This window comes from Peribacillus sp. FW305-BF15, assembly GCF_058783805.1.
On record NZ_JBYSYV010000018.1, the window covers coordinates 54,456 to 73,696 of the forward strand.

Annotated in this window: 11 protein-coding genes; 1 reads left to right on the forward strand and 10 read right to left on the reverse strand. The window is 37.3% G+C overall.

Annotated elements, in window-relative coordinates; translation table 11 throughout:
• Position 1 precedes the first annotated feature (1 nt).
• The 7 genes from AC3WLU_RS18700 to AC3WLU_RS18730 form a co-directional block, all read right to left on the reverse strand.
• The gene (locus AC3WLU_RS18700; protein WP_034305497.1) at positions 2-292 is read right to left on the reverse strand and encodes a DUF3817 domain-containing protein; all 291 of its coding nucleotides are present in this window, start codon (positions 290-292) and stop codon (positions 2-4) included.
• A gap of 201 nt (positions 293-493) precedes the next feature.
• The gene (locus tag AC3WLU_RS18705; protein WP_492597716.1) at positions 494-1,558 is read right to left on the reverse strand and encodes a C45 family autoproteolytic acyltransferase/hydrolase; all 1,065 of its coding nucleotides are present in this window, start codon (positions 1,556-1,558) and stop codon (positions 494-496) included.
• 972 nt (positions 1,559-2,530) lie between these two features.
• On the reverse strand, positions 2,531-3,496 hold the full coding sequence (locus AC3WLU_RS18710; RefSeq protein ID WP_492597717.1) for a hypothetical protein: 966 nt from the start codon (positions 3,494-3,496) through the stop codon (positions 2,531-2,533).
• 303 nt (positions 3,497-3,799) lie between these two features.
• Positions 3,800-4,255, reverse strand: coding sequence for a hypothetical protein (locus tag AC3WLU_RS18715; protein WP_492597718.1), 456 nt, complete (start codon positions 4,253-4,255; stop codon positions 3,800-3,802).
• Positions 4,256-4,727: 472 nt separating this feature from the next.
• Positions 4,728-4,874, reverse strand: coding sequence for a peptidoglycan-binding domain-containing protein (locus tag AC3WLU_RS18720; RefSeq protein ID WP_369316016.1), 147 nt, complete (start codon positions 4,872-4,874; stop codon positions 4,728-4,730).
• Positions 4,847-5,431, reverse strand: a complete 585-nt coding sequence (locus tag AC3WLU_RS18725) for a PGRP and LysM peptidoglycan-binding domain-containing protein (RefSeq protein WP_369316015.1) — start codon at positions 5,429-5,431, stop codon at positions 4,847-4,849. Before AC3WLU_RS18725 ends, AC3WLU_RS18720 begins: the two co-directional genes overlap by 28 nt.
• A gap of 18 nt (positions 5,432-5,449) precedes the next feature.
• Positions 5,450-5,845: a peptidoglycan recognition protein family protein gene (locus AC3WLU_RS18730; RefSeq protein ID WP_230300421.1), complete on the reverse strand. Its 396-nt coding sequence runs from the start codon at positions 5,843-5,845 to the stop codon at positions 5,450-5,452.
• Between the two features lie 266 nt (positions 5,846-6,111).
• Between AC3WLU_RS18730 and AC3WLU_RS18735 the strand changes: the two genes are divergently transcribed.
• Entirely contained in the window at positions 6,112-7,500 is a 1,389-nt protein-coding gene (locus AC3WLU_RS18735; RefSeq protein ID WP_492597719.1) for a hypothetical protein, read from the forward strand.
• Between the two features lie 336 nt (positions 7,501-7,836).
• On the opposite strand, the gene AC3WLU_RS18740 is transcribed toward AC3WLU_RS18735, so the two are convergent.
• From AC3WLU_RS18740 to AC3WLU_RS18750, 3 genes are read right to left on the reverse strand one after another with little or no spacing between them, the layout of a single operon-like run.
• A complete protein-coding gene (locus tag AC3WLU_RS18740) occupies positions 7,837-8,568 on the reverse strand; it encodes a thioesterase II family protein (RefSeq protein ID WP_492597720.1) in 732 nt (243 codons plus the stop codon).
• 20 nt (positions 8,569-8,588) lie between these two features.
• On the reverse strand, positions 8,589-11,492 hold the full coding sequence (locus AC3WLU_RS18745) for a non-ribosomal peptide synthetase (RefSeq protein ID WP_492597721.1): 2,904 nt from the start codon (positions 11,490-11,492) through the stop codon (positions 8,589-8,591).
• Entirely contained in the window at positions 11,489-19,174 is a 7,686-nt protein-coding gene (locus tag AC3WLU_RS18750) for an amino acid adenylation domain-containing protein (protein ID WP_492597722.1), read from the reverse strand. Before AC3WLU_RS18750 ends, AC3WLU_RS18745 begins: the two co-directional genes overlap by 4 nt.
• Positions 19,175-19,241: the final 67 nt, after the last annotated feature.

Sequence of the window (19,241 nt, forward strand, 5' to 3'; positions counted from 1 at the left end):
TTTAACTTTGCTTCAGCAGCCTGCGGTCGATAACAAAATTACCAAATGGAATGAATGAAACGATGAAAATCATCGCCATTTTTAAAAAGGACCATTTTGATATGATGCTCACATAAAGTAATAAAAGCCCAAACACGACAAACAGGAAACCATGGATGCTGCCTAAAATGAGTGTTGCTTCCCCAATATCCAATATGTACTTAATGGGCATACCAATGGCAAGCAATAATACATATGAGATTCCCTCAATTATTGTAATAAACCGAAACCATCCAATAGCTGTCGAAAACATTCACTCATCCCCTTATTGTCCAAGTATGGCATACAAATTCAGCTTCCTGTCCCAATCCAAAGCCCGTTACTCTATCATATAATATTACGGTGACACCCACTAATAAATAGTACCAGGTTTTCCTAAAAGTAGAACAACAAAAGAAGCCCAATCAAAGGATTGGGCCCTTAACAAAGTAGGTGAAATTTTACTTAAAGATGTTCAATTCCGAAACCAATTCGCTCCCCCATCCATGTGCACGAAGGGAATATCCGTATCAATTACACCTTTGATTCGTTCTAAATTAACATCTTCCCCTTCGAGCCATTTCGCAAAATCTATGGAAGTGGGCTCTTGGTTCCCTCCCAAGGCAATCCAAGCTTTCATCTCTTTAGGTAAATAAGCGGATGTATGAATCGTTCCCGCCCAGCTGCTATATAAATCCGAGAAGACACCTTGATTGGTATCATTAAACAACCGATAAGCATCGTAGGCTGAAGAAAGTTTCCCTTCATGATCTTGGATGATCTCCAATCGGCGTTTCGAATCGATAAGATGGTTACGGTTTTCATTTTTCATGATTTCAAAGTGATTGGTACAGGCATTTGACGTGCGCACCTCTACATTTCTTGGGGAGGTCTCCACAATATAGGTACTTCCGCTTTTATCATAGACGACGTAAGTGAAAGAATGACGATGCGGGATTTCCTTCAGCATCGCCACCGCTTCCTGAACGTCCGCACAAGATTCAACAATCAGTCTGCCAATCATGCAGCAGATGAAACCATCACCAGGGTTCTTGCGATTCATGAAGTTATAGCCTATCACCAACCCTTTTTCGTTCATTCCATCCATCCGGCCAGTCCCTCGCTGACTAGGGCCGATACTTGAATACCCTTGATCGGTTGGCTGGAATAAGACATAGCGTCCTTCATAAGTCTTCGGGTGGTAATCATAATTGCGAATGAGATAATCATTGCCTGTCATGATTGAACAGCCCGACCGGACATAATCCAATCGGTATCCACCGAACTCTTGCAGCACGCGTTCCATTGGCCATTTCAACGCTTCTTGCAATCCGAGTAATTCTTCCCAAACTCCAGGGGCGAATTGTGTAATGGCTCTCTTGACCTCTTCTTCTTCAACCGTAAACCTCGGCTGCCTGATCTTCCATTGATCTTCACGGTTCTTTACCGTTAGTGAATCTTTTAATTCCTCCCCTTGCATGTATCCAAACTCATAATGTGTACCCCGAAATTGTATGACATCACTATATATTTGCTTCACGGCTTATCCCTCATTTACAGTAGTTGCTATTCAAATTAAGGATACTTGAACTATTGTTGAAAATAAAGAAGATAAGCCTTGAATCATGTCATTAGTTGAGAAGTATTTTCCCGTTATCTTACTATTGATGGAGACACGAATAAAGGCAGTGTAACGGTAAAAAGCATCTTCATAAATTAGGAAAATAAGCGGTTTTTTCGTGCTATATTAGTTATAATTTAAATTTTTGAATTAAAGGAGGGTCTTACTTTGAGTACTCATTGGAACAATACTTTTATCAATTAGCCTTTTATTTTGGTCTTTTTCTAATTTTGACAATAACTATCCAACAAGAGAATTTATACTTGTACATATAATAGTTAGTATCGTTGCCATTTTTATATTACTTTCATCATTAATTCAATATATTAAAAATCCAAATGAAAAAATATAAAAATCATGCCCCACCTTATACAATTGGGGGATATCTCCCCACCCTGTTTAAACCATCTGAGTATTGCTGTACACTGATAGTCAATTCCTAACAACAAACTTCTTACTTACGGAATAAGCTAAATTTATTTAATTTGTTATAATTTAGCCCCTACTCTAGATGAGTAAGGGCTCAGACTATTGAAAACGTATAAATAAAAAAGGCGAACTTCTCAGTTCACCTTTCAATCTACTTTTTCTTCTTTAATTTTCTACTGACTGTTTTTGCGATCTTCACTATAATAAATACCACTACAACAAGAATAATGATATCAATTATACCATTTACTATATTAATACTGTGCAATGTCTTCCACTCCTTAAAATGCGTATTTATTAAATGTACCAGTTTTAGTTTTAGTAGCAACTTGTACATACGCATCGGTATATGTGTATACGAATGCTAATCCAGTATATTTAACTGTTTTATCCATATTCCATGTAGTTTGTGTTTTTGTAGTACTACTAGTTCCAGCATTGTCTTCCTTTCCGTTAATAATCTTATTCTTTATTTTGAATAACAACTCTAAAGGAACCAAAAGTTTGTTGACTCTCATAATTATCAGCATTTACTTCATAAGGAAATGGGAAGGCGATAAGTTGGAAATTTTTTTCGCTTTCAACGTCGGGTAGATTAAAATCAAAAAGATGTCTAGTTTCTGGTGGAACATTTGTATATAAGACTTCTGTGTTATCTATGACCGGAACTTGTTCCCAATCTTTTAAAGCTATGATAGCATATCTGATCTCATCATTCGTCTCATTTCCGGCAGAGAGCTTAAGCTTCTTGCCTTCTTTTTCAGTCATAATTGATTGCAACTTTTCTTGGCTATTTGTAATAGATATACTTTCATTTAATCCATCCTTCACAATAGCATCTGGTTTTACTTCCTTTACTTTTTTAACATCTTTTTCGCTGTCAGCTTTGTTGATGGAATACCGCATACTTAAAACTTGTTCTAAAATACCTGCCTTAATTAGATCGAGCTCCTTCAATTTATACTCTGGCTTTTGCACGATTACAAAAGTCAATTCACTTGAGTCGGAACGAATAGGTACAGCAACATTAAAGTTTATAGAGCTGTTAGGTTTCATATCAAAGAAATATTTATTTACGTCCTGCCCCTTATTTTCAGCTTTGAAATTTACTTGTTTATAATCTTCAAAAATAAGTAAAGCATACTTTCTGTCCTCATCAATGTCATTGTCTACTGAGGCAACAACTCTCACTTCATTGTTTTTACTATTAAGTGCACTTCCTTCATTTATAAGTTTACCATTCAAATCTTTCAAACCATACCCAACCGAACCATACTCAGCCGCATTCGTTTCTTTGCTTTCTTTTTCAATATCATCATTATTAGACGTGCTTAATCTTAATTCTTTAGGTGGAGATGAAGCATAAAACCAGTAAAAAACCCCAAGCAATATCAAAACAGATAATGCAGCTATGTAGTATTTTTTCATAAAACCAATCTTCCCCTAATTAAAAGAGATATGCAATGAGCATATCTCTTCATTATTTTTCTACTACCAATAGCAAAATCATTCCTGAAGTATGTTGAACCGTTCAATGTTTTAACTCCAATAGAGTCCGTCTTTGTAACTTGCCGATTTAGTTTTGATTAAAGAACCATCACCATCAAAGGTTTTAGCTCGTGCGTAAATCTAATCCTGTTCCTTTATACACGAGCATTTGTTCCTATTAAAGACAGAAAAAATCCTTCTCCGGTTAAGAGAAGGATTTCTTTCAGTAATTAGGAAAATCACTTACATTACAATCCATCTGTAGTCTAAATAATCATATTTCTTCGGATATACATACGTTGTTTCCATAAAAGTACTACCAATATACGCGTCTTGTTTAACCTTATATTTCTTATACACAGGTCTCCACTGAATCATATATTTTTTTCCTTTAGGTACTTTAACAGTGTATGATGCTGTTGTCGATTTTGAAGAAGTTATGTTAAATCCGACTGAAGCACTTACATCTTTTTTACTAGCTGATAATGTTCCAGAATATGTATTAGCAACTGTAACAGATTTAGCAAGTGTTAGACTTGCAGGACCTGATCCACTTGTTCCATTTTTCCATGAACCGTAAGCTTTACTTTGATACCCCTGATTAAATGTTAAATACCAGAGTGACGAATAAGCACTCATTCTATTATCTGTAGAAACTTTAGTTTCAACCCCACTAGCAAAAGCAGAATTACTAAACATAGATAATGATAGAACCAAGCCAATTGATAAAACCAAAAACTTAAAGAATTTAACAATATTTTCCTACTCTTTAATTTCTATACTATAATAACAATAATATTCCAATTTTGTAAATAGCTAATTTAAATGTTATTATTATATAGTCAAAACTTAAAATGAAATGAGAATCCAACATGTTATTAGCCCTAGGAGTTTTTTGTATAATTATAGCTTTGTTAATGTTACTCTTAATTAATTTATTTTCTCAGGCTTTTCCTTCTAATGTTTTAGTAGGGAATGAAGAAGTTCTTAGAAACTTTTTCACTATGGATAACCTGATTTATCCAATTGCGACAATCATTATAGGATTAATTTTTTTGATATATCATTTTACAAGAAGAAAGAACTAACATAATTATATTAAATTAATGTTATCAAAAGTTTTAGGGATAGCTGTCGCCAAGTCGACAGCTATCTTTCATATTTACTTTTTTTAATATGCATAAAACAATTGTTTAAAAGATTCTTTACCAGCCTTTTTATCTGCAGTTATCACTTTAGCCTGCTGAAACTTATACAATGCCGACTCAGTACCTTTGCCAAAGGTTGAATCTAGTGATCCAGGGTTAAATCCTTCCAAATAAAGTGCAGCTTGTAGGATCCATGTGAGATTGCCTTTTGCACCTTTTCAACAGTAACAATGGCAGCCTTAGTTTTAGCTCCCCATTTACCATCCACAACAAGCTTTTTATTGAATTGTTTATTGAGTTCCGTTTGTAAAGCTTTGATTAGTGCTGATTTGGTTTTAGGGCCATTGAATCCATCCACAATAAGAACAGCATTATAACGGCTATTTAACGTTATTTGAATGGACTTAACTACTTCATCTCCACTATTTGAAGATTCATCATCCTCTTTTTTATCAGGTTGTACAATAATTTCTTTAGCATTTCCAAAATTGATTTTCTGACCAATTTTTAATTTAGTTGGATCAATACCAGGATTCGCTTTAATTAAATCTTCAACTTGAACTCCGCCTGCACCGTCTTTATGTGCAATGCTCCATAAAGTATCGCCTTCTTGGATTGTATAAACATCAGGAGCCGGTGCTGGTTTGGCTGGAGTTTTTGAACCTTTCCAATCAAAAGCATCTCTGTAGTTATACTGACAACAAGCTTTCCAACTATAACCTGGCATTTCATTATGGGCCTTATACTATTTCCCAATCCCATCTTTAACAAGTGCAGCGTGTAGATCTGCAATACTCGCAAGTGTGCCATCGTCCATCTTGTCATAGCGATAATCACCAGCAACACAAATTCCAAGTGAGAATTGATTGCTGTTTCCAACATGGTAAGTCCTTTGGTTAATGTCATTTGCATATACAATCCTGGCCCTCTTACCATTCGGTGTATTAATTAGATTCTTAGGCTCTATTACAAACGTATAGCCACATCCAGGCCAACCGAGTGTATTTACATGGTAATCTGCAAAGCTTGCAGCATCAGATCCACCCAAATTCTTTTTTGTTAATGAATGATGCCATACACGGTGAGTAATTGATTTTGTTCGCTTTGAGTAAGTACCATTTGATTTTAACTTGCCTCTCATATCAACTAATTGTGGAAGGTTATTAAAGTTCATTTACTTACTTTATACGGATGATAGCTGATTCAGTAGGATTATCTTATACAACATCCCCCTATTTCAACTAAGTCTTAAGCAAAAGAAAAAATACACCCTGTAATCTCCTCTTAAATTCGATATTCACATCATAAGTTGTAAATAAGATAAGCCTTTAAAATTTTTGAAACAACTCACCACCCCATACCTCCTTCATAATCTGTAACTAGGCACATTTATGAGGGGGACGAATCATGGAGATGGAATTAACGGCACTCCATTGGATTTATGTTGTTTTTATTGCATTGATAATCGGGTTTATGGTAAAACGTCGTGATACTACCCTCATCTGCATAATTGGGATTTTCCTTTTGGCTTTAGTGGCTACAGGCAGTTTAGCCTCTTCCATAAGCGGGATATTCAACAGCTTCATTTTCGCAATAACGGAATTAATGGCAACGATTTTAATCATTTCCATCATCGTTGCCATGAGTACGGTTTTGACGAAGTCGGGCATTAATGATGTCATGATTGCACCATTTGCGAAATTCATTAAGAACCCTACACTTGCTTTTTGGGTAATTGGAATCGTCATGATGGTGATATCCTGGTTTTTCTGGCCATCACCTGCCGTTGCCTTACTTGGGGCAGTCCTGCTCCCAGTTGCCTTACGGGCTGGTTTACCTGCACTTGGGGTGGCGATGGCGATGAACCTTTTTGGTCACGGAATCGCATTATCAGGGGATTTCATCATTCAGGCTGCTCCTAAACTAACGGGCGATGCGGCTTCGATACCAGTCGGTGATGTCATCGCTGCGAGCATACCCCTTGTCATTACGATGGGGGTTGTCACCACCCTCTCCGCCTTTATCCTTTTAAAGCGGGATATGAAGCTTGGAAGAATCAAGGCGGATAATGAGGGATTTGTCCAAGATCAAACAGTCAGTGAAAATCTGCTTACACTGGCACAAAAGAAATTTTTTGCCGTTTTCATTCCGATTGCCTTTCTGTTGGATGTTGTGGCATTGTCGATTTTGAAGTTGCAAGGCGGAGATGCAACCGCGTTAGTTGGCGGTACAGCGGTTTTCATTTTGCTGATTTTATCCCTTGTCGCACATAAACAGCAAGGGCTTGAAAAATCAACGGGCTATTTGATTCAGGGTTTTCAATTTGGCTTCAAAGTATTCGGACCCGTCATTCCGATCGCCGCATTCTTTTATTTAGGTGATTCTGGATTCAATCAGATCATCGGTGACTACTTACCGAAAACATCCCTCGGCATCGTCAATGACCTCGGTGCCGCATTGGCCGCCTCCGTTCCTTTAACGAAAGAAATAGCCGCCGTCACATTAACCGGCATCGGTGCCATCACCGGCTTGGATGGATCGGGCTTCTCAGGCATTTCTTTAGCGGGATCTGTCGCTAAACTCTTTGGCACGGCAATCGGAGGAGGAACCGCCACCTTGACTGCACTCGGGCAAATAACAGCGATTTGGGTTGGCGGAGGTACCCTCATTCCATGGGCACTGATTCCGGCAGCTGCCATATGTAATGTCAGTCCCTTTGAACTTGCCCGCCGGAATCTGCTTCCGGTAACCATTGGTTTAGCAGTGACTACAATAGTAGCAATGTTTCTCATTTAATCGAATTGCGCCGATTTGTTTGGACTCCTAAAAGGAGGTTCGATTGTTTTTTACTTTTTTATAAGGATGGACCCATCATTGATTGAAGAAATTAGCGACATTCCTGCCGAATAACTGGCTAGCCGGGACCCCACAGGCGCTTCCGTCGAGGAAGCTTAGCAGACAGTCGGCCGTGGGAGTGGATTTCTGAAAATAACTGGAGCTTTATAAATTTGTCTACAGTAAAAAGGACTGAAATAAATCAGTCCTTTTTTAGATGAAGATTGGGTTTCATTGGTATCCAAGCGGATGCTTACATTAGAGCAGGTTTTGGTGCAAGGCAGTCAGTCCGCTCTCTTAAATCAAGACTCCACAACGACTATTGAGTACATACTCTTGAATGATTTTTAAAACGATATCCTGGTTTTGCTTTATATAGAAATGATCACCCTTTAATATATGCAATCCTTCAATATGTTCAATGTATTCATTCCAGCTTTCGATACTTTCCTTCGTCACGGTATCATTCGATCCCAATAGCAAAACGGCTTTGTTTCCCACCTTTTTATCGCGTTTTTTTTCATGGTGATAGTTGGATAATACATTCAAGTCGGACTGGATTATCGGAAGGAATATATTCATGAAATCTTCCGTTTCCAGGAGTTCCTTGTTTGTTCCCCCGATTTTTTCAAGCGATTGTTTTAAATGTTTTGTATTAGAGCAATCGATTTGGTCTACTTTATACTCTGGGGATGACTTACTTGAAATGAATAAATGTTCAACTTTATTATCATCTCTCTCTTCTAATTTTGCCGCAATTTCATAGGCTACGATCGCACCCATGCTATGTCCAAACAAAGAGATGTTTTCCAGTGAATTCATTTGATGTTTCGTTTCCATTTCCTTCAATAATATATCCGTCAAATCCGTCATATGTTCACATAATGGTTCACTATATTTACTGCCATGTCCAGGGTATTCCAGCGGGACTACCTCTATCACGTCATCCTCAAATTTCCACTCTCTATAAAAAGATGCACTTCCCCCAGCATAAGGGAAACAAAAAAGTGTTTTCTTCAGTCCTTCCATCCCCCTTCTCTTACGATCCATTATTTCAACATGTACTTCATAAAGCTTTCAACATACCTTGAATCGATTTCCGGCATTTTCATTGATAGCAGTTCCATTTCCTTCTTGGTTTTTCCTTGCAGGATTTCCGACTCTTTTAATTTTGTTGATTCATCTATTAACTGGGACAAAGCACTTAATGAATGAATCTCGTTAGATTGTGTCTTTTCTTTTAAAGATTGTAACCACTCTTCCAAATCCATATTGGAGTAAGGTATTTCATTCTTTTCGAAGAAGGAGGTCACGAATTCACTTGAAACCCTCTGATCATTGAACATATGATAGATCCCGAGCTTCTGATTCTCTTTCAATCTTGATATTTTGTAAATAAACTCACTTACAAAATCGACTGGCATCAATTCAAAATGAATTTCCTCTTTAAATGGCAATATCCTTTGTTCAATAAATGATTCAAAAACCTTGTACAACATATCCTTCTCGTTCCAAACCCCATTTGAATTAGATGAAATCCTACCTAATCGGAAAATATCGATTGTCAGTCCGAGTTCCCTTGCTTGAAGAAGCAATTTCTCGGCAACCCATTTGGACTGGCTGTATCCGATCATTAAATCGGGGGAATAAACCAATTCGTCTTCCTCGTCCCATTTCCTTTCTCCGGTCAAGACAGAAAGCGTTGATGCATAATAAATGTTTTTCCGATTGCATGATGAAGCAAACTTAATGACTTCCACTACGCCATCCACATTCGATATTTTTGATTTGCTATACGGCTCGAAGAAATTCGTTTCAGCACCGACATGATACACATGAGAAACATCATTGCTTAATTTCTCATATGTCACATCATCCAGACCGAAATGATGTTTACTAAGATCCCCTTCAATGACAACGATTCGACTTACGAATTCATCCTGCCAAAGACCATATTTCATTAAAGTATCTTTCAATCTATTTCTTGAAGGAAATCTAACCAAACAATAGATTTTGACATCTTCCAATTCCAGTAATAATTTGTTTAATAAGTGTGCTCCCAAAAAACCTGTTCCACCAGTAATCATCATATTTTTTTCAATTTGAACTGGTTTAGTGGATATTTCCCTTATTTTCTCCATCAATTCTCGATCGAGCACGGAATCCTTCTCCATCACTGCTTCCATGCTGCAAGAATAATCGACTTCAAGTGCTTCAACAAATTTATTCACTGTATTATTTTCCAATAAGATTTGTAAAGTGGCTTCAGGAAGTACAGTTTCCTTCATTACATAGACCAGTTTGGTAGCTAAAATGGAATGGCCTCCATGTTCAAAGAAGTTGTCGTCCAATCCTAGACTTTGATTTCCTAATACATTTCTCCAAATCTCCAATACTTCTTTTTTCTTTCCAGTTTCTTGATTGGCTAAGGAAGTTTTATTTTGCACAATCTCCATTTCCAATAATTTCTCTTTATCGACTTTACCGTTGGCATTAAGCGGGAAATCATCCACCCTGACAAAAAAATGGGGAATCATATATTTCGGCAATTCATTGTTCAGATAAACTTTAATATCCTTTTCAGCGTTTTCCGCTTTTTCATCCTCATGTTTGTAATAAGCGATCACATAATTTTCATCATTGATGTTTTTAACAGCAACGACTGAACTTTCAATCTTCATGTATTTATCAAGCTTATCTTGAATTTCATTCAGTTCAATTCTAAAACCGCGAATTTTCACTTGACTGTCTTTCCGACCTTTATACAGGATCTCACCATTTTGTAATCGGATGCCATGATCACCTGTTTTATACCACTTCGTCTGATTCAAATCATCCTTGATCAACGCTTGCTCCGTTAATTGCGGCTGATTTAAATAGCCTCTCATGACCCCTTGACCGCCAATGTAGATTTCGCCTATTTCCCCATCTGCTACCTCGACTAGTCCTTCAGATAGAATCTTGATTGCTACATTGCTCAATGGTTTTCCAATGGGAATAACATCTGCATCTTTGTCTTCGACCTCATGACATATGGCAAAAGTGGTGCATTCAGTTGGTCCATACCCATTAATCAAGGAGAAGTGACCGATTGTTTGCTTCAATCTCCTCACATGGGAAACCGAGATTTTATCTCCGCCAACCACAATTTTCTTTAATCCTTTAAAAATCATAGGATCCTCATCTACCATTGCATTGAAAAGACCTGTCGTAAAAAAAGCTACATCCACCTTTCCAATGGATATCGCTTCTTTCCAATCATCAAAAGAAGTGAACTCATTCGGCATCAGGAATAAAGTCGCTCCATTCAATAAAGCTCCCCATATCTCAAAGGTGGCGGCATCAAAGCATGGGTTGGAAAATTGAGCCACTCTATTATTTTCATTAATTTCTAGTATTTCAGAGTTCAGTACTAAATTGACTACACTTTTATGCTCTATCATTACACCTTTTGGCTTTCCAGTCGTACCTGATGTATAGATAACATATGCGAGACCATTCTCCGAGGAACGGTTAACGGGGATATGGCAGTCCCTGCTTAGTTCATTCATCTCAAATGGAATTGGTTCAATATTCAATTCCCGGAGCTTCCCTTCTTGACCATTAAACGATAAGAAGAACTTCATATCCGTATCTGCAAGCATATATTCCAATCTTTTTAATGGGTACTTTTCGTCGATTGGAACATAGCAACAGCCTGACTTTATTATGGCAAGCATCCCTATGATCAGTTCCATTGACCTTTTGCTTGGAATACCGATCATTGTTTCTTCTTGAATCCCCAGATCAATGATCCTTTTGGCAAGATTATCTGAAAGCATGTCTAGTTCTTTATAAGTAATTTGACGTTCATTTTCGCAAAGTGCCGCTTTTGATTGATTATCTTCCGCGATTTTTTTAAAAGCTTCAGTTATTGATATCAATTTATTCGTCGTCATCGATTTACTTATCATCGGGCCCCAACTTTCAAGTGATTTATTAATTTACCAATAGACGGTAGTGTTGCATTTTCTGTTAGTTTTAAGAATATTTCCTGCATGGAATCCATAAAACGTAAAATTTCATATTCGGTGAATTTACTGTCTTTATAAATGATCTTATAATGCAGCTTGGTTTGCACTACAGCCGCAGAGAACGTAAGATCAAAATTGGTCGATTCACTTCCGACTGAATTTTCGATCATGATTCGCGAATCCTCTGCCGATTCTGTGCTCGGATAATTTTCGAATACAAATATATGTTGGAATAATTCCTTATCCCAAGGAATTTCAGCGTATCGCTTTATATCCGTAAGTGAACTGAACTCATACTCCCTCATTTGTAATTGCTTGTTTTGAATCGCAGTAAGATAGGATTGCAAATCATCTTCCCAATCGATTTTCAACGAGAATGGCAGAGTATTAATCAATAAGCCTACAGCTTTTTCAATATGCGGAATGCTGAGGTTCCTTCCTGAGCTTGTCACCCCATAGCATACTGAGTCGCTCTCACTTAGGCACGATAGAACGATGCTCCAAACTCCTTGAACAACGGTATTGATCGTCTTTCTATGCCGCTTGGATAATTCTATTAATCTATCGGTAAGCTCTTCAGGCAGGCTATATTCAATAACTTTATCCGCTGTAAAAGCTTCCTTATCCGTTTTCTTACCTATTAGTGCTTTTACTTGTTCAAAATCCCTCAATTCTTCATTCCAAAAAGCTGCTTCATCCTGTTTATTCATATTCCTGACATGATTCATGACTTGCTTATAGGCAATCTTATGTTCATCACTGTCTTTTACCATATTGGATGGGTTTCGATAATTATCCAAAAAATGATTAATGACGATTTGCAGGCTCCAGCCATCCATTAAAGCATGATGATGTGTCCATATGAATTTATAGCGATGATCCGATAGCTGGATCAAGGTGATGTTCATGAGCGGACCATTCTCTAAATCCATTTGTCTGTTTTTGCTATGCTCTAAAAGATTTTCTATCTTGGATGCCGATTCGTCTTCACTAAACATCGTTAGATCCACATGATTGAACACATAATAAATGTCATTTAGGATGATTTGGTAACGGTCCCCCAATTGATTGCGCCTGAAAACGGATCTAAGAACGTCGTATTTTCTACAGGTTTCATTCCATGCTTCTTCCAATTTGTCCAAGTCCAGATCACCTATTAAATCAATGGATAGCTGTGAAATATATTCAGGACTTTGAGTTACTTCACTATGGAATAACATCCCTTCTTGAAGTGATGTCACTGGGTAAATCTCTTCAATGTTATTAAACTTATTAATGAAATGGGTGATCGTACTTCCATCGACTATCTTCTCAGCTTGAAAATCCGTTTCGACAATGGAGTCATTCAAATCTGCGCTTCCACTTAAAATATTGTTTAAGTGTACTTCAACTTCTTTACATATCATTTGGTAGTTTTCATTGCTGCTATCGCCAATAATATTCAGCATGAGCCTATTGTTTACGATGCTGGCGACAAAATTGAGCTTATATGGAAATGTATAGTTCAAATCGATATTGCTGCTATTTGTTTGTTCCATATCACCAGTGTTATTAAATTGACCTAGATAGTTGTAACTCACAAGGCTGTCTGGATAGTTATGATTCCGAGTGGAAATATACTTTAGGATTCCAAAGTCAAACCCTTTGTTTGGCACACTTCTTAATCTGTTTTTTGTATTTCTCAAGGTTGAGCCCAAAGACGGCATTCCTTTAATCCTTACTGGATAAATGGAGGTGAACCATCCTACTGTCCTTGATAGATCAATATCATCTTCAATATCCTCTCTGCCATGACCTTCTAAATCAAGCCAAAATTCATCAATTCCCATTATATTGGAAACTGAATGGGCAATAACGGATAATAAAACCTCATCAATCGTCGTTTTATGTTTTCTTAAAGTGTTTTTAATGAGGTTTTGCGTTTGGTCCTCATCCACTTGTATTTTGTACATGTTTTCAAAATCACATGTTTCTCCTAAGCTATGCGTCAGCGGAGAAACTGGTATATTCATTTCCTTTTCCCAATATTGAACGGCATCTTCCGGCAGGCCAGTGTTCTGATACTCGTTCAGTTTCTCGGACCATTGTTTATAAGAAGTCGTTTTTAAAGGCAGTGATGGTTCTTGTCCATTCTTTATCTGTTGATAGCATCTTTCGAAATGATCAAGAAGTATCCTCCACGAAACACCATCAACCACAAGGTGATGAATCACCCAAAAAATCCTTACGTCCTTTTGATCCCTGAATAGAAGGAACTTCATCATGGGACCGTTGTGTATGTTTAAACTTTGTTGGGCGTTTTCTTCTAGCTCCTTAATTACTTTCAGACTATTTTCATCTGTAAAACTTGAAACATGATACTCATGAAAACCGCATGCCGTATCAGCATTTGATATATTGCCAATATAAGAATCACCATGTTTTTCAAATAATGTCCTTAATATGTCGTGCTGATCAATTAATTTCATGATGATTTGTTTATATTGTTCGGTCGCCAATGCATGATCTTTCATCAAAACGACTGACTGATTCCAATGATGGATATTGTCGTGATTTTCATTAAAAAACCAAGATTGAATAGGCGTCAACGGAACATAACCTGATATTTTTTCTTGGACCACTTGTTTTTGTTCCAGCTCATTTACAATATTCCCTAGCTCACGGACCGTTTGGTATTCAAATAAATCTTTAGGCGTTATAAATAGATCTTTTTCTTTTGCAGCCGAGCATATTTGAATGCTGATGATTGAATCACCGCCACATTCAAAGAAGTTATCTTCCGGTCCTATAGCGGGATCGTTTAATACATCTCTCCATATTGTCAGAAGCTCTGTTTCAGTTTTGGACAGCTCTTGCACATCCGGCACTTTTTTATTCCTCTCATCCAACTGTTCCGTCCATTTCGGCAGGGATTTCCGATCAACTTTTCCATTCGGCGTCAAAGGGAATTTATCCAGTTGCATAAAATGAGCAGGAATCATGAAAGCAGGCAGTGTTTCTTTCAGTCTTCTTCTGATTGAATCCACCGAAACCTCATCATTCACCGTATAATAAGCAATTAGCCTTTTATTCTCAAATCCATCTTCCATTGCCGTTACATAACTATCTTTGATTTCTGCTAGTTTTCGTAATGAAACATTAACCTCCGATAGTTCAACACGGTATCCTCTTATTTTCACTTGGTCGTCCGCTCTGCCTATATAAACTAATTCCCCAGCTTTATTATGCTTAACTAAATCCCCGGTTCTGTATACTTTTTCAGCAGGATTGAATGGATTGGATATGAATCTTTCATTTGTCAGGCTCTCATTATTCAGATATCCCCTCGCTAACCCAATTCCTCCGACATAAAGTTCACCAACCGCTCCTGCCGGCACTAGTTTCCGGTTTTCATCCAGCACAAGTGCAACCGTGTTAGTCAGTGGCCTCCCAATTGAAACAACGAATTCATCTGTAGCATCCTCATTCGGGGGAAACATTTTAAAACTTGTACACACCGAATATTCAGTAGGCCCGTAGCCATTGAAAAACGATATATGCTTAAACTTCGAAACGAGCTCGACTGGACATTCAGAACCTGCAGATCCCAACACTTTAAGCGTGCTCAATTCATTGATTGGCAGTTCCTTCAACACAGCAGGCGGTAAAATGATATGAGAAATTCCATCACGCTTAATTTGTTCAACAAGTTTATTCATGTCAAATTGATTTTCTTTATCTACGCTTATATGCAGCTCGGCACCGAACAATAGTGTGCTGAAAATCTCTATGACGGATGAATCAAAATTAAACGTAGCGAATTGCAGCACTTTAGCTGATGTATCTAAACACATCATTTTATTTTGGTTATGAACCAAGTTAATGATTCCCCTATGTTCCAACATGACTCCTTTTGGCCTGCCTGTCGTTCCAGAGGTATAAATGACATATGCTAAGTCCCGCTGATCTGCAATGTGAAGATTCTCTGTCATTGACAAATCCGAATCATTTTCAATATTTTCAAAATATATTATTTTTGATGGGTCAATCAAACCATTCTTTCCGAGTTCTTTGTGACTCAAGCAATAGGAAATAGACGAATCTTCAACCATGTAGCTTAATCGTTCATTAGGATAATGAGGATCCAATGGAACATACGCAGCACCTGCTTTAATTACTGCCAACATCCCCGTCACCATATCAATTGATCGATTTACATAAATTCCGACTCTTTCTTCTTTAGAAATCCCTTTGCTTAGTAAATAGTGTGAAAGCCGATTGCTCTTATCATTCAATTCGCGATATGTAATGGTTTCGGAACCATCAACAATGGCTACCTTATCAGGAAATCGCTCAACAATTTTATGGAAGGCTTGTGGGATTGTGTCATTGATCCCCTCAAAGCGAATGGTTTCTCCCTGCCATTCTTCCAATAATACTTTCTCCTGCTTCTTACTCACGACGGATACCTTGTCAATGGATTGTTCAGGCTGATAAGTAATCTTCCTGATCCACTCCAGGAAATTTTCAGCTAATGATTGAATGGTTTGTTCATTGAAGATCCCTGAATTATACTCAAAGGCGAATAATAGCTTATCTTCATATTCTTCTGCAGCTAAACTCAAATCGAATTTTGCTGCCTTTGATTTTAATACTTCAGGCGTTATCTTTATGTATTCACTTTCCAATGCAGCTTTGGCATTATTTTGTAAAATGAAGACGGTTTGAAATAAAGAAGTGCTTGCTAAATTTCTTTCAGGGTTAATGACTTCAACGATCTTCTCCAATGTCATTTGCTGATGATCATAGATGTCGATGATATGGCCTGTATTTCTTTGAAGTATCTCTTCAAATGTTTCCTCATGTCCCAGCTTTAATCTAAAGGGCAGTGTATTGACAAAATAACCTATCGATTTTTCTGTCCCTTCAATCATTCTATTCGCCAAAGGACTACCAACGATGATATCGTTTTGGCCTGTATATTTTGCTAGGAAAGACTGGTACATCGTTAGCAGTGTCATGAATAATGTCGAGTTTTTTTCCAGGGACATCCGCTTTAAACCCTGGAGCTCTTCCCTCGTTAGTTCCACTATAAAACTACTGCCATTATTGCGATTTTCTTTTGTACGAACCGTATCTAAAGGAAGCTCCAATTTAGGTAATTCCCCAGATAAGTTTGTTTCCCAAAATTGCGATTCTTCTTTCATGTTATTTTCCAACCAGTTTTTCTGCTCTAATGCAAAATCCTTATATTGTTTAAAGTCATTTCCAAGGATAAGTTCCTTTTCATTCACTTCACTGTCATAAAACGATAACCATTCATCTAAAAATATACTCACTGACCATCCGTCAAAAACGAAATGGTGGAGATTCACAAATAAAACAAAATCCTTTTCACTCAATTTAACAAGTTTCACTGTCAGGAGAGGACCTTTTTCAATTTCAAAGATTTCCGATTGGACATCGTCTTCAATTTGCAGCATACGAGTCTTTTGCTGTTCGGGCTTTAACGCAGAGAGATCGATTTCATCTATTTTTATGTACAAATCTTCCCTGATTTCCTGATAGCCTTTACCGGCTTTTTCATGGACGGTGGTCCTCAAAATCTCATGTCTGGTAACGACATGATTTAAGGCTTTTTCCAGCATTGAAGTATCCACTCTTCCAGTAATTTTATATTTCTGAGGGATATTATAATTGGCTGTCTTACCGTTGAGTTTTTCGTTGAACCATAAAGCCTCTTGGTTACTGGATAAAACATGATTTTCTTGTTGCGCTTCTATGTGCTCTTTGTCATGATCTGAAATTTCATTAATGATGAAGTCTGTCAACGAATCGATTGTTGAATTTTGAAAAATATTTTTCAAAGTTAGAATTTGATTGTATTCTTTGTTTAATTTGGTCAATAACTTCATGGCTAAAATCGAGTGTCCGCCCATTTCAAAAAAATCTGCATCTTTATCGATTTGACTTGTTGATAAGATTTCCAAAAATGTCTTTTCCACGAAAGATGAAACGACCTGCGTTTCATTTCTTGGAGGTGTACTCATTTCCGGAAAGATCTTATGATTTAGCAATTTCAATGTAGGATTTTCAAACAAATCAGCTAATTTCATATTCGCATCAAGTCTTTTATTTATTTTAGACACCATTTTCATGGCTGTTATCGAATGACCGCCCAATTGAAAGAAATCGGAATCCGCATTAATATCGCTGTTCAAGAAAAACTCTTGCCATATTTCTTTAAGTTCATGATTAACCGATGGGGAGGAAATAGCATGGTCATTTGTTGCTTGATAGTTCTTGCTCACATTATTTTTTAGTTTTGAAAAGTCAATATCCACATATATTTCATCAATTTGCTGAGCTTCAGTAATTTGATGGGCAATCTGCATGAAGGCTGATTGGATATCATATACTAGCGAACGCTGTAAGAAGCAGGTATTAAAGTACAATTTGCATGTAATCGTTTCTTTATTATCCTGGGCTTGTAACGATAACGGGAAGCTATGTGACTCTTTTCCGCCTTCGACCTCCCAGTCAATGCTAAAGCCTTCATCTTTCGCTTCCGGATAATTTTCATAAACAAATAAAGTTTCGAAAATCGGATCTTCCTTCTTTAATTTCGTATGCCTTTTGATATTCACTAAAGAAATTTGGGAGTAATCCAGCATATTGTTCAATGTTTCCTGGAATCGTTTCAGTAAATCGGTAACGCTGTCTGTATCGTTTATTTCAGCTATCATAGGAATCGTATTAATGAGCATCCCAACGATTTCTTCCGATTTGAATAAGTTGTTCGACCTGCCAGAGCTGACGATTCCAAAGACGATTCGATTTTGATTGGACATTTCCTTTAGGACAATTGACCAAATTAACTGCAGTAATACATTAAGCGTTACATGGTTTTTAGCGGCAAATTCTCTTAAAAGCTTACTTTGCGTTTTATCCAGCTCCCAAAAGAGATCATTGTCCTGGTGGTTTTCCTTCACATGTTTCAAGACGGAAAATGTGATCGTCGGCTGCTCAATATCCTTTGCAAGCTCTTTCCAAAAACGATTTATATCTTCCGCATCTGTTTTATTCATATACCGGATAAAATCTCCATATTGCTTTGGCTTTTCAATAAGTCCTTTGGTGTCTTTTCCTACAATTCGGCTGTAAATAACAAAGAGTTCATCGATGACTATGCTGGTACTCCAGCCATCCAAAATTATATGGTGATGAGTCCAAATCAAGATAAACTGATTTTCTTCAATTTTTACTAATTGGAGTCTCATCAAATTGGAGTTATTAACATCCATCTCCTGGGATTCGGAAGTCACTCTTTTAATTTCCATTAATTGTTCATGTTCACTCAACTCTGTCATATCGATCATTTCTGGTTGATAATCCATTGTATTGAAGACAACCTGAACATTATTTTCAATATTTTTAGAGATGACCTTCATTCTTAATGCTTCATGTCGTTCTACAACCTGACTCCACGCCTCGAACAATGCATCTACTTCAAGAGCGCCCGTTATCCTGATTCGCATTTGAGAAATGTAAAGGTTCTCTGTTGAATTGTTCATTTCCAGTTCATAAAGGATTCCTTCTTGAAGCGGAGTTAATGAGTAGATATTCTGAATAGATTTCTCCAATTTTGCGCCTCCCGATTCCATTATCTTCGTGTCATCCATACCCGCTGACCACAATCATTCTATTAAA